The sequence below is a fragment of the Flavobacterium sp. RSP49 genome (assembly GCF_003968735.1).
Taxonomy (GTDB): Bacteria; Bacteroidota; Bacteroidia; order Flavobacteriales; family Flavobacteriaceae; genus Flavobacterium.
The window spans coordinates 151,133-164,105 of the sequence record NZ_RYDN01000005.1; the positions used below are offsets into that span (position 1 = coordinate 151,133).

General features: G+C 36.2%; 14 protein-coding genes and 1 rRNA gene. 4 read left to right on the plus strand and 11 right to left on the minus strand.

Annotation, left to right across the window (positions count from 1 at the left end):
• Positions 1–7: 7 nt before the first annotated feature.
• Positions 8–2,701, plus strand: coding sequence for a DNA gyrase/topoisomerase IV subunit A (locus EKM02_RS04705; protein WP_126452579.1), 2,694 nt, complete (start codon positions 8–10; stop codon positions 2,699–2,701).
• 38 nt (positions 2,702–2,739) lie between these two features.
• On the opposite strand, the gene EKM02_RS04710 is transcribed toward EKM02_RS04705, so the two are convergent.
• From EKM02_RS04710 to EKM02_RS04740, 7 genes are all read right to left on the minus strand, one after another.
• The gene (locus EKM02_RS04710; protein ID WP_126452581.1) at positions 2,740–3,510 is read right to left on the minus strand and encodes a TerC family protein; all 771 of its coding nucleotides are present in this window, start codon (positions 3,508–3,510) and stop codon (positions 2,740–2,742) included.
• Between the two features lie 32 nt (positions 3,511–3,542).
• Positions 3,543–3,917: a DNA topoisomerase IV gene (locus tag EKM02_RS04715; RefSeq protein ID WP_126452583.1), complete on the minus strand. Its 375-nt coding sequence runs from the start codon at positions 3,915–3,917 to the stop codon at positions 3,543–3,545.
• 171 nt (positions 3,918–4,088) lie between these two features.
• Positions 4,089–4,661 (minus strand): pentapeptide repeat-containing protein, encoded by a 573-nt coding sequence (locus EKM02_RS04720; protein WP_126452585.1) that lies wholly within the window; start codon positions 4,659–4,661, stop codon positions 4,089–4,091.
• Positions 4,661–4,882 carry a DUF6095 family protein gene (locus tag EKM02_RS04725; RefSeq protein ID WP_126452587.1) on the minus strand — a complete coding sequence of 74 codons (222 nt, stop codon included), beginning with the start codon at positions 4,880–4,882 and terminating at the stop codon, positions 4,661–4,663. Before EKM02_RS04725 ends, EKM02_RS04720 begins: the two co-directional genes overlap by 1 nt.
• Positions 4,883–4,938: 56 nt before the next feature.
• Positions 4,939–5,751: an N-acetylmuramic acid 6-phosphate etherase gene (gene murQ / locus EKM02_RS04730; protein ID WP_126452589.1), complete on the minus strand. Its 813-nt coding sequence runs from the start codon at positions 5,749–5,751 to the stop codon at positions 4,939–4,941.
• Positions 5,752–5,906: 155 nt separating this feature from the next.
• The gene (locus EKM02_RS04735; RefSeq protein WP_126452591.1) at positions 5,907–6,575 is read right to left on the minus strand and encodes a ZIP family metal transporter; all 669 of its coding nucleotides are present in this window, start codon (positions 6,573–6,575) and stop codon (positions 5,907–5,909) included.
• A gap of 89 nt (positions 6,576–6,664) precedes the next feature.
• A complete protein-coding gene (locus tag EKM02_RS04740) occupies positions 6,665–7,429 on the minus strand; it encodes a class I SAM-dependent DNA methyltransferase (RefSeq protein ID WP_126452593.1) in 765 nt (254 codons plus the stop codon).
• A gap of 95 nt (positions 7,430–7,524) precedes the next feature.
• Between EKM02_RS04740 and EKM02_RS04745 the strand changes: the two genes are divergently transcribed.
• Together EKM02_RS04745 and EKM02_RS04750 are read left to right on the plus strand one after the other, a co-directional pair.
• The gene (locus tag EKM02_RS04745; RefSeq protein ID WP_126452595.1) at positions 7,525–8,700 is read left to right on the plus strand and encodes a class I SAM-dependent RNA methyltransferase; all 1,176 of its coding nucleotides are present in this window, start codon (positions 7,525–7,527) and stop codon (positions 8,698–8,700) included.
• 56 nt (positions 8,701–8,756) lie between these two features.
• The gene (locus EKM02_RS04750) at positions 8,757–8,993 is read left to right on the plus strand and encodes a hypothetical protein (RefSeq protein WP_126452597.1); all 237 of its coding nucleotides are present in this window, start codon (positions 8,757–8,759) and stop codon (positions 8,991–8,993) included.
• Between the two features lie 100 nt (positions 8,994–9,093).
• Here EKM02_RS04750 and EKM02_RS04755 read toward each other — a convergent pair whose 3' ends face one another.
• The 3 genes from EKM02_RS04755 to rlmD all read right to left on the minus strand — a co-directional run bounded on the left by EKM02_RS04755 (position 9,094) and on the right by rlmD (position 11,905).
• Entirely contained in the window at positions 9,094–9,915 is an 822-nt protein-coding gene (locus tag EKM02_RS04755) for a DUF6048 family protein (RefSeq protein ID WP_126452599.1), read from the minus strand.
• On the minus strand, positions 9,887–10,408 hold the full coding sequence (locus tag EKM02_RS04760) for a DUF6452 family protein (protein ID WP_126452601.1): 522 nt from the start codon (positions 10,406–10,408) through the stop codon (positions 9,887–9,889). The genes EKM02_RS04755 and EKM02_RS04760 overlap by 29 nt, the downstream gene beginning before the upstream one ends.
• Positions 10,409–10,489: 81 nt before the next feature.
• Complete coding sequence (gene rlmD / locus EKM02_RS04765; RefSeq protein ID WP_126452603.1) at positions 10,490–11,905, minus strand: 23S rRNA (uracil(1939)-C(5))-methyltransferase RlmD; 1,416 nt, start codon at positions 11,903–11,905, stop codon at positions 10,490–10,492.
• A gap of 195 nt (positions 11,906–12,100) precedes the next feature.
• On the opposite strand from rlmD, the gene EKM02_RS15150 reads away from it, so the two are divergent.
• Entirely contained in the window at positions 12,101–12,406 is a 306-nt protein-coding gene (locus EKM02_RS15150; RefSeq protein ID WP_255416274.1) for a transposase, read from the plus strand.
• 350 nt (positions 12,407–12,756) lie between these two features.
• Here the strand turns inward: EKM02_RS15150 and rrf are convergent.
• A 5S ribosomal RNA gene (rrf, locus tag EKM02_RS04775) occupies positions 12,757–12,866 on the minus strand.
• Positions 12,867–12,973 lie beyond the last annotated feature (107 nt).

Sequence of the window (12,973 nt, forward strand, 5' to 3'; positions counted from 1 at the left end):
AAAATAAATGAAAGACGAAGAAGACGACAACATATTACCAGAAGGTCAGGAAGACGAAAATACAGTTGGAGAAGATGCTTTTGAAGATATAATTTCTACAGGAGGCAAGCATTTTTACGATAATCCAGAAGACGGCAACGATACCATTACCAAAGTTACGGGAATGTACAAAGACTGGTTTCTGGATTATGCCTCTTATGTAATTCTGGAACGCGCTGTTCCCGCAATTGAAGATGGTTTTAAACCGGTGCAACGCCGTATCATGCACTCTTTGAAGGAGCTGGATGACGGTCGTTACAATAAAGTAGCCAATGTTGTTGGGCACACCATGCAATATCACCCTCACGGAGATCAGAGTATTGGTGATGCTATGGTACAAATAGGGCAAAGAGAATTACTGATTGACTGTCAAGGAAATTGGGGAAATATTCTTACAGGAGATGGAGCTGCGGCTTCTCGTTATATTGAAGCACGTTTGTCTAAATTTGCTTTAGAAGTGTTATATTCTCCAAAAATTACCGATTGGGGTGTGTCCTATGACGGAAGACGGGCAGAACCCAATAACTTGCCAGTTAAATTCCCCTTATTATTAGCTTCCGGAGCCGAGGGAATCGCAGTAGGTCTTTCTACGAAAGTATTGCCTCATAATTTTAATGAATTAATCGATTCATCGATAAAAATATTAAAAGGAAAACCGTTTACTTTATATCCTGATTTCTTGACACAGGGAATTGCAGATGTGTCCAATTATAACGATGGATTGCGTGGTGGACGCATCCGTGTGCGGGCCAGAATTAGTCAGCTAGATAAAAATACTTTGGTAATTAGCCAAATTCCGTTTTCAACCAATACGACGACTTTGATTGACAGTATTTTGAAAGCCAATGAAAAAGGGAAAATCAAAATCAAGAAAATTGAGGATAATACTGCTGCTGAGGTCGAAATATTAATTCATCTTTTTCCGGGTGTTTCGCCTGATAAAACCATTGATGCATTGTTTGCCTTTACGGCCTGTGAAACTTCGGTGGCACCATTAGGTTGTGTGATTGAAGACAACAAACCGCTGTTCATTGGGGTCTCTGCAATGTTGAAAATTTCGACCAACAGAACGGTCCAATTACTGAAAAGCGAACTCGAAATCCAGTTGAGTGAATTAGAGGAGCAATGGCATTTTCTTTCTTTGGAACGTATATTTATCGAAAATAAAATCTATCGTGATATTGAAGAACAGACCACTAAGGAAGGCGTCATTAAAGCGGTAGATGATGGATTGAAACCCTACATTAAACACCTGAAACGCGCCGTTACCGAGGACGATATTCTGCGTTTATTGGACATCCGAATCATGCGTATTTCTAAATTTGACAGCAACAAGGCTCAAGATAAAATTCAGGCGCTGGAAGGAGATATTGAACAAGTGAAACACGATTTAGAACATCTGATTGATTTTGCTATAGCCTATTTCACACGATTAAAAGAGAAATATGGAAAAGGCAGGGAGCGCCAAACCGAACTTCGTGTTTTTGATGATATAGAAGCCACGAAAGTAGTCCTTAGAAATACTAAATTGTACGTAAACAGAGAAGAAGGCTTTGTAGGAACGAGTTTAAAAAAAGACGAATACGTTACAGACTGTTCTGATATTGATGATGTAATTGTTTTTCTGCGTGACGGAAAAATGATGATAACCAAAGTAGATGCGAAAACCTTTGTGGGTAAAGATATTATTCATATTGCCATTTTTGACAAAAGTGATAAACGGACCATTTACAATACGATTTACCGTGACGGAAAATCAGGACCTTCTTACATCAAACGCTTCAATGTTTCAGGCGTGACGAGAGACAAAGCGTATGATCTTACGAATGAAAGTGCGGGATCACAAGTGGTGTATTTCTCCTGTAATCCAAACGGAGAGGCAGAAGTAATTACCATTATGTTGCGTCAGGTGGGAACTGTCAAAAAACTAAAATTCGACATTGATTTTGCGAGTTTGGCTATAAAAGGAAGAGGTTCTAAGGGAAATTTAGTGACTAAATATCCAATCAAAAAAATTGAATTAAAAGAAAAAGGAATTTCAACATTATTGCCTCGAAAAGTATGGTTTGATGAAACCGTCCAAAGACTTAATGTAGATGGAAGAGGAGAACTGTTAGGCGAATTTAGACCTAATGATAAAATTTTGGTTCTTTCGCAATCCGGAAAAGTAAAGGTAATTACACCAGAATTATCTACTCATTTCGATGAAGATATGGTCGTTTTAGAAAAATGGATTCCTAAAAAACCAATTTCAGCCATTTATTATGACGGCGAAAAAGAACGCTACTACATCAAACGCTTTTTGGTGGAAACCGAAAACAAAGAGGAAAGTTTTATTACAGAACATACTAACTCACATCTTGAAATTGTATCAACAGAGTATCGCCCAGTAGCTGAATTAGTTTTCACAAAAGTGAAAGGCGTTCAAAAAGAAAATATAACTGTAAATATAGAATCGTTTATTGCACTTAAAGGATTTAAAGCACTAGGGAATCAATTAACCGCTGATAAGTTAAAACAAGTAAACCTCCTGGATTCTTTACCTTATGAAGCACCAAAAGAAATTATTCCGGAAGAATTGGAAGTAAAAGGCGAAACAAATGCTGACGATTCAGACATTCACCGTGATGATGACGGTCAAATAATATTAAGTTTAGAATAAAAAAATGCTCCGATTTGGAGCATTTTTATTCTAAACAATTATTTTTTCTTTCTCATTTTCATGTTCAGAAACTCTACAGCCAATGAAAAAGCAATTGCAAAATACAAATAAGCTTTTGGAACCGCTCCTACAGATTGGCCTACCAATACTGCTTCGGATAAGTGCATACTCTCTGTGATCAGCATAAAACCAATCAGAATTAAGAACGCTAAACCTAAAATCTGGATCGATGGATTGTTGTTGACGAACGTTCCAACCGGAACTGCAAATAGCATCATAACCCCAACAGAAATCACTACAGCCGTTATCATAATATACAATGCACCTTCCAGTCCGTTAGTCATGCCTACAGCGGTCAAAATACTATCTACGGAGAAAATAAGGTCAATCAACAAAATCTGGACAATAACGTTAGCAAATGATTTCGCAGCTGAAATGTTTAAATCCTTTTCTTCTTCTCCTTTATGGTCTACTTTTTCGTGAATTTCCTTGGTGCTTTTGTAAATCAAGAATATCCCTCCAGCCAATAAAATCATCGCTTGCCCGTTAAAATGAGCGGAGAACCAACCCCAATCCACACTAAACCAAGGTTCTTTCATGGCAATAAGAAGTGTAATCCCAAATAACAGGGCAATCCGCATGAACATGGCTAGAAATAAACCAATTTGTGTCGCTTTTTTGCGTTTTTCAACGGGTAATTTTCCTGTAACAATAGAGATAAAGATGATATTATCAATACCCAGTATGATCTCCAGAAACGTCAATGTTAACAGTGCTACCCAAGCATCAGGATTTAAAAATACTTCCATTTTACGTAGTTATAATTGTTTGATTTAAATATTTAATCAGAAATCTTTGTTACTGTTCCTCTTTGTTTGGCATCAGAACCAACCATTCCAAACTCAAAAGTATACGATTTTTTTGATGTAGTCAAAATTTTCATACCAATAGCTTTTTCTTCAGCCATGTTTTTGGGATGCAGTTTTTGCAGTACATATTCGCAATCACTGATCCAACGAATGGAAGCTGTATCTGTTTTCCCCTCAAAAGTCTCAATTTCAATACTGTTGTTGCGCTCAAATAAAGTCGTTTTCTTAACACCGTCTACTTCATATTCAAATTTAAATTTTCCGGTTTTGAAATCTTTACAGTTGCGCTCTTTATCATAACAAGACAAAAGCAATAGCATTGGAAGAAGGAATATTATTTTTTTCATTTTAAAATTATTTAATTTTTTTAGTACCTAATCCAGCTGTGCGTTGCAACTCCTAAGTCTAAAATCTTTTTTTCTATTGACAAAAAAGGAGCTTCCTTTAGTCGCTCTTTTTATCCATGAAAAAGTAGCTTTAAGCCTTTCGGGGTTTCCACTTCCATCTGGGGTAGTAGATTATTGTATTTTAATATCGTATTTATCCAAAAGACCAATAATCCCTTGTGTCGAAAATTTTGCTTTTTTCATCGGATTGAATTCGGGATCAATTTTAAAATCAGTTGCTTTTGAAAAATCGGCTCCAGCTAATTGCGTATTATTAAAAATAGCACCATCCAAATTGCTATTATCAAAAACGGAACTCGTAAGATTGGTTCCAACAAAACCTACCTCTCTTAACGAGCAGGAAATGAATTTTGTCTTTGGCATTTTTTTATTGGCAAACGAAGAATAATCCAAAACACATTCCTGAAAACTTACATTGAATAAGAAATCATCGCATTCTTCAAATTGGATTCCAAGTAATTTACAGTTTTTGAATTGTATCCCTTTTAAGCTTGCTCCTGATAATTTAGTCATCGCAAGATTGCAATCAATAAACTCGCAATCCATGAAACTGCTATAAGAAAAATCACTATTGGATAAATCGCAGTTTCTAAAAACGCAATCCTCAAATTCTCTGTTATTCACTTTTTTATCGACGTAAATAATTTTTTCGAATGTTTTTTGAACGTGAATTAGGTTTTCCATTAGTCGTTAAATAAACTTTTCATAATTGTTTTTAGTCCCAAATACATCAAAAACATTGCACTGATACAGGCAATGATACCTATTGCTAAAACTAAATAGTGCCAAACATTGTGTTGATTCATAAAAGCATTAGTAATGACAATTGGACCAATAAACAGCAACGGCAATGCACCGGCTAAATATTTGATTCCTTTAGATAAAAGTTCTTTGTTGGTTGCCATTTTTTTTTATTTAAAAGTTTACTTTTCAAAGATAATCGATATGTTAAAAACAAGTGTTACTTTTTGTAATTATCAACTGCTTTTCTAACACTACCGTATTTAATTAGTAATTGCGCAGCTTCGTCATAGGAAACAGAGATTTCTCCCAGTATCATTTTTATGCCACGATCTATGAGTTTGCTGTTGCTCAGTTGCATGTCGACCATTTTGTTGCCTTTTACTTTTCCCAGCTGAATCATAGTGGCTGTTGAGATCATGTTAAGCACAAGTTTTTGTGCCGTTCCTGCTTTCATACGGGAACTTCCCGTTACAAATTCGGACCCAACAACTACTTCTATAGGGAATTTTGCGGTTTGCGAAAGCGGACTTCCTGCATTGCAAGAAATACTTCCTGTAGTAATATTATTTTCGTTGCAAGTTTGCAATCCTCCAATAACATAAGGTGTTGTTCCGGAAGCTGCTATTCCTATAACTACATCATCTTCATTTACCTCGAAAGCTTTTAAGTCTATCCAAGCCTGAGTTGTGTTGTCTTCGGCATTTTCTACGGCTTTGCGGATTGCGGTATCTCCACCAGCAATAATCCCGATTACTAAATTGAAAGGAACCCCAAAAGTTGGTGGACATTCCGATGCATCAAGAATCCCGATACGACCGGATGTTCCTGCGCCAATGTAGAATAATCGTCCGCCGAGTTTCATTTTGGTAACAATTTCAGTCACTAAAGTTTCTATTTGTGGCAAGGCTTTTTCTACGGCAAGCGGAACGGTTTTGTCTTCCTGATTGATATTAGAAAGCAATTCTTGAATCGACATTTTTTCTAAATCGTCGTATTTTGAGGATTGCTCGGTGGTTTTTGTGAATTCCATATTGATGTTTTTTAAAGGGACAACTTGCGAGGTGTCCGCACTTTTATTACTTGCGTGAGGGATAGAAGTGGAAATCCTTTTTTATGTAGCGACAGCGGAATAAAAAAGATTGCAACATATAGCCCGACCCTTGCGGTCACGCCCAAATTGTAAAATTATATAAAATACGCCAGCGCAATTCCTATCACGATCATGGAAACTTTGGCGATGTTAAACTTGTGTCCTTCACTACTTTCAAAAATAATGGTGGAAGAGATATGGAATAATATCCCAATTACAATGGCTGTGATTTCAGTATAATACTCATTTAATATAGGCAAATAATCCGATAGAACGGTTCCCAACGGCGTCATTACTGCAAAAGTGATCATGAAGAAAAAGATAGCCTTTTTATTCAGGTTTGAATTGATGAAAAAAGTAGTCAAAATAATGGCTATAGGCAAATGATGAATGGCAATTCCTACCGCTAAATCATGATGATGGCTTACCGGGAATCCTTCCAGAAAGGCATGAATGCAAAGACTGATAAACAACAACCACGGGATTTGGGTCATGGTTTCATATCCGTGTACGTGTCCGTGCTCAGCACCTTTTGAGAAAAATTCCAATATAATTTGGAACAATATTCCAAGCATAATAAAGAGTCCGATAGTTGGATTTGCACTTTCATAAACTTCCGGCAACAAATGCATTACGGTCAAGGAAAGCAGAAACGAACCACTAAAGGCTAATAGTAATTTTAGATTGGTTTTATTTTTTGGTTTTAAAACCAAGGCGATACTATATCCTATAAGTACGGAAAGTAAAGGTAAAAGGTAATTCATATTCTTTGTTGAATCGTTTAATTGTTGATCTGCTTCCCGGTTTATTTTTTTGATTAACCTTATAAACGATTAACCAATTAACCCAACAACTATTTGAAAATCATAATAAGGCGTTCGCTATCGGTCTTGTGGAATTTTTTTAATTTATAATCCCCAAATATATCTAACAAATAAATTCCGGCCTCTTCCATTAATACCTCAAAATCTTTTAAGTATAATGCTTTAACTTTTTCGGTAAAGTGAAACTTTTGTCCTTTGTCTTCAAATTTAATTTCTTTATACAAATATCCTTCTTTCAGATAACGGTTCATGTGAAAATCGATTCCTTCGACCGTTTTAGTTTCTTCGGGAACCAGTGTTTCGATAACTTGGGTGACGTTCATAAAGTCAATCACAGCAAATCCATATTCCGATAGGCTTTCTTTGATTGCGATTAGCGTAGTCAGGTTATCTTGGTCATTTTCGAAATAACCAAAACTGGTAAATAAATTGAAAATGGCATCGTATTTTTCGTCAAAAGGTTCACGCATATCATGTACTTTGAAATGAAGGGTTTCATTTGCATTTTTAGTAGCTTCGGCAATGCTGTTTTCTGATAAATCCGCACCCAAAACCGTAAAACCTAATTGATTCAAATAAATAGAGTGTCTGCCTTTGCCACAGGCTAAATCCAATACATTAGCTTTTTCAGGCAAGTTGAGATAATGTGTCAAATTATCCATGAAAATCTGTGCTTCTCTATAGTTTCGGTCTTTGTACAGGATGTGATAATATGGAGTGTCAAACCAGGAAGTATACCAGTTTTCAGTTGATTTCAGTTGGTTTTCAGTTGGCGGATTTTGTGCTGCAGACATTTATTCTTTTTCAATTAATTCGATTGATGCAAATTTAGTGTATTTTTGCCGAATATAACGATAACAATTTCCCCTTTGAGGGGTAAAGGGCGCAAATGGAAAATAATTATAAAATGATTGCCAAAACCTTTTTTGGTTTTGAAGAGATATTAGCAAAAGAATTGCAAATCCTTGGCGCGCAAAACGTAGAGCAAGGGGTAAGAATGGTGAGTTTTAAAGGAGATAAAGGGTTCATGTACAAAGCGAATTTATCTTTGCGCACGGCTTTGAAAATCCTAAAGCCAATTTATTTTTTCAAGGCTAATAATGAACAGGCTTTATACAAAGGAATTTCGGGAGTCAATTGGTCTAAATTGATTGGTGCTAATCAGACTTTTGTGATTGATACCACCGTGCATTCAGAATATTTTAACCACACGGAATTTGTTTCTCAAAAATGTAAAGATGCAATTGTGGATCAGTTCAGAGAGAGAACTGGGCAACGACCTAGCATTGATAAAGTACATCCTGATTTGAGAATCAATATTCATATTGATAAAGACCAGGTTTCAGTAGCACTGGATACATCAGGTAATCCGTTGAACCAACGTGGATATAGAACTGCTACCAATATTGCTCCTATAAACGAGGTTTTGGCTGCAGGAATTCTACTGCTTTCTGGTTGGGACGGTCAAACGGATTTTTTAGATCCAATGTGTGGTTCCGGAACATTTCTGGCTGAAGCAGCAATGATTGCCTGTAATATTCCGGCAAATATCAACCGTAAGGAATTTGCTTTCGAAAAATGGAACGATTGGGACAATGATTTGTTTGATAGTATTTCAGACAGTTTATTAAAACGCGTTAGGGAGTTTCATTACACCATAAAAGGCTATGATAAAGCACCAAGTGCCGTTCAAAAAGCCAAAGACAATATCAAGAACACCAATCTGGAGGAGTATATTTCTATTGACGAACAAAACTTTTTTGATACCGAGAAGTCTTCCGAAGGGAAACTTCATATTGTTTTCAATCCGCCGTATGATGAGCGATTGGATATTCACATGGAAGAATTCTATAAAAACATTGGCGATACTTTAAAGAAAAACTATCCTGGTACGAATGCTTGGATGATTACAGCAAACTTGGAAGCTTTGAAATATGTAGGGCTAAAACCTTCCAGAAAAATTAAACTTTTCAATGCCGGCTTAGAAGCCCGTTTGGTAAAATACGAAATGTATGAAGGCAGTAAAAGAACAAAGTTTCAGGTAACAACTGATACTGCTGAATAAACTAGTATTCTGTTTTTACTTTCGACCTTTGAATTAAAAATTTTAAAACTTAAAAAATGACTAAATTACAAATACGAGCATTCTTATATCAATTGGGATGTTTTGCAATCTTATTTATTTCCGCTAGATATGTAGTAGAACATTACACGAATTTAACCGGATTCTGGATTCCGTTAACCGCATTTGTCATAGGAACACTTTTATCACCAAAATTCCATGCGATAAAAACCAAAGACGGAGAGAAATTATTCATGAAGTGGATTTTGATGAAAGGAATTAAGGAAATAGGATAGTTTAGAAATCCTAAGACATTCTATTTTTAAAATAGTGACCGCTAATTTGCCAATTTTTTGCACTAAATAAAAATTAGCAAATTAGCGGTTATTTTTTTATCTACTTTTTTGGGACTGCAATAGGTTCCGCTTTTTTCTTATAAATAGGGACAAAATACGTCACCGTATAATTGAATCCTACGCCAAAACTGCCATCATAAGTTCTGTTGAATCCAGAAATATATAAGTTGGAGAAATTTTCCGGTTCTTTATTGGTTACTAATCGGTTCAATCGAAGGCTGAATCCCATAAATACGTTGTCAAATACTTTAGCTTTTATTCCAGCCACCACTTCAATCCAGCTGGCGGATAGTCCATTGAACTTTTTGCCGGATACAATTTCCGGGACTTCACCAAAATAAGGGTTTGCATTGTAGATGCGATAGCTGTTTAATTCCTGATTAAATGTGCTGAAACCGTAGCGCATTCCTATAGAAATCACATTTTCCATATCCAGCCAGTTTTCATAAGCATTATAATCAAAACCGGCTTTTATGTAGGAACCTTTGGTGGTAAAATTGACGCGATCATCAGCTGTAGTTTTGTTTTCATTACCAATTTCGGCCGCTAAAAAATATTTTTTAGTCAACCTATAGTCGGCTACAAATTCAATTCCCTTATAATTTTGGTCGTATAAAGCTCGCGTTAGTTTGAATAAATCAACTCCTACACGTATCCCATAGCGATCTGTTTTTATGGGAATCGAATCGTTATTTTTTGGATACGTATTGATTCCAACCCGCTGCAATGGAGTTTTGGGAATGATTTCATCTGTTTGGGTAGTTTTCGTGCTATCTTTTACAGGTGTTTTCTCTTGAGCTTGCATCAAAGTCAACGACAACAGGAGACCAAAACTAAAAAAAGATCTTAATGTGTATTTCATTTTCATTTTCGATGTTACTTCTTTCAACCGATATAAATTGTATCCATTTTTGATTTGCCGTTGTTGCATCAGTATGGGTATATGGATTTGTTGGATCCAATGTGAATATTGTTTTGTAGCCACAGGCTCTGGAGACAAAAAGTTCCTGTGTAGTATACTTAAATTGTATATTATCTTTATCAACCAATGCCGAATTAGGATTTCCAGAGTTCAGCGTAAAACTATAACTGGTGCTAGTTTTGGCTGTTTTCAATGGAATCGAAATCTTATTTGCACTGGTAGTTTGGAGACCATTAAAAACAATTCCATCCGTCATTCCTTCACCAACTACTTTTAGATTTGTTACATTTTTTAGAACAGAAGGATTTGAAAAATCATAAAACTCTATCACTAATCTTGGTGTAGTTTGGGTATTTGCATCACAAATATCATCTTTCTCACAACTGGAGAAAGCGAAAACGAAAAACAATAACAATACAAATGTTTTTTTCATATAATACTATTCAGTGTTCAGTGTGCCGTTTTTAGTGTTCCATAATTTAAGTTCTGAATACTAAAAACTGCAAACTGACCACTATTTTCTTCTTTCTAAAAGTACAACATTCTCTACATGATGTGTTTGCGGAAACATATCCACAGGACGTACCCGGGTCACTTTGTATTTCTCATCCATCAACGCCAAATCACGCGCTTGTGTTGCCGAATTACAACTGACATAAACTACTTTATCAGGCGCAATCTTCATGATTTGTTCAATTACGTCTTTATGCATTCCGTCTCTTGGCGGATCAGTAATAATCACATCAGGATGTCCATTTTGTGCTATAAAACTATCGTTGAAAACCACTTTCATATCACCTACAAAGAACTCACAATTAGTAATTTCATTGCGTTCCGCATTTAATTTAGCATCTTTAATCGCTTCAGGAACACTTTCAACTCCAATAACTTTTTTGGCATCCTTAGATACAAACTGTGCAATTGTTCCAGTTCCGGTGTATAAATCGTACACGATTTCGTTTCCGGTAAGTCCGGCAAAATCGCGCGTTATTTTATACAATTCGTACGCTTGATCAGAATTAGTTTGATAAAAAGATTTGGCGTTAATACTGAATTTCAATCCTTCCATTTCTTCCAAGATGTAATCTCTTCCTTTGTATAATTTTATATCCGTATCGTATAAAGTATCGTTGGCTTTATTATTGATAACGTATTGCAGCGAAGTGATTTGCGGGAATTTCTCGTAAAGATGATCCAGAAGTAATTCTCTGTTGGTTCTATCGTTTTCGAAAAACTGGATTAAAACCATGATTTCACCTGTAGATGCGGTTCGCAACATTAGCGTTCTAAGCAAACCTTCGTGCGCTCTTGGATTAAAAAAAGTCAGTCCATGCGCATTGGCAAAGTCTCTTACTTCGTTTCTAATGGCATTCGATGGATCTTCTTGCAAATGACATTTATTGATGTCCAGAATTTTATCCCACATTTTCGGAATGTGAAAACCAAGTGCGTTTCTATTTCCTAGATCTTCGGTGCTGCCAATTTCCGCTTCGGTCAACCAACGGCTGTTCGAAAATGAAAATTCCATTTTGTTTCTGTAAAAAAATTGTTTTTCCGAACCAAGAATTGACTCAAATTCAGGAAGTTCTATTTTTCCAATGCGTTGCAAATGATTTTTCACTTCGTTTTGTTTGTAATGCAATTGTTGGCTGTATTTCATATTCTGCCATTTACAACCACCACAAACACCAAAATGCTCGCAAATAGGTGCAACACGATGCTCCGAATATTCATAAAAATGAACTGCTTTTCCCTCGTAATACGCCTTACGCTTCTTAAAAGTTTGCACATCAACCACGTCACCCGGAACCACATTCGGGATAAAAACTACTTTACCATCGGGAGCCTTTGCTACCGATACGCCTTTTGCACCAGCATCAAGGACTTTTATTTGATGAAAGACAACTTTGTCTGTATTTTTCTTTGCCATAGCGCAAAAATAAGCGTTTGATTGGTTTTATAAATTCAAATTAGCAACTATTTTTAATAAGAAGTGTTTTTTATTGGCGTAACATTCTGTTTTAGACAATAACTTCATTTTTTTGCGCTTATTACGGTTGATTAAAATAAATTTTGGGTTCTCTTTTTCATAATTTAAAATTAAGGCTTTTATTCTTAACTTTTTATGCGGGTAAAGTTAGCAAGTACAATATTCAATATTACCCTCAAATTAATACTGTGCATTATAAGCATCTATTTCCTTACTAACTCCAAAAGTGCCACTAGTTACACTACTACTCATATCAATATCATAATCATCTCAAGATCAATAATGAATCACTACCAAACAATATTAAACTATTTTGATAATAGAAGCACAAATTCATCAGCTAAGTCATTCAATGCTAAAATAAAAGCGTTTAGATCTCAATTCAGAGCGGTTAGAAATATAGAATTCTTCCTTTTTAGACTAACAAATATTTATGCTTAATTTTTATCGCTCCACAGGTTTTAGGATTGATCCCCCAGCTCGTCTTACAATTCTTTACCATTGTACTTATACTTGTATTAATCTCCTTTAAGACAGATACATATTTAAATTTAGATAGGTCCTATCGGAATAGGGGTTTTCAAAGACCCGAGGCTTTAGCCGAACGGGCGGAAGCAAAGGCGACAAACCGAGCCCGCATGGCGAACACGTCGTACCTATAAACAAAAGAACCCCAGCTTTTTCAGACTGGGGTTCCAATAAAGAAAGGCGACGAACCGAGCCCGCATGGCGAACACGTGGTATCTATAAACAAAAGAACCCCAGTCTTTTCAGACTGGGGTTCCAATAAAGAAAGGCGACGACATACTCTCCCACATAACTGCAGTACCATCTGCGCAGGCGGGCTTAACTACTCTGTTCGGGATGGGAAGAGGTGAGCCCCGCCGCAATAACCACCTTAAGGTTGTTAGTCTAAAGTCCGAAGTCTTACAGTCTAAAGTTTCCTTTGGACTTGTGACTTTCGTCTTTGGACTGTCCGCGCGGCGGACAAATATCTTAACATACTGA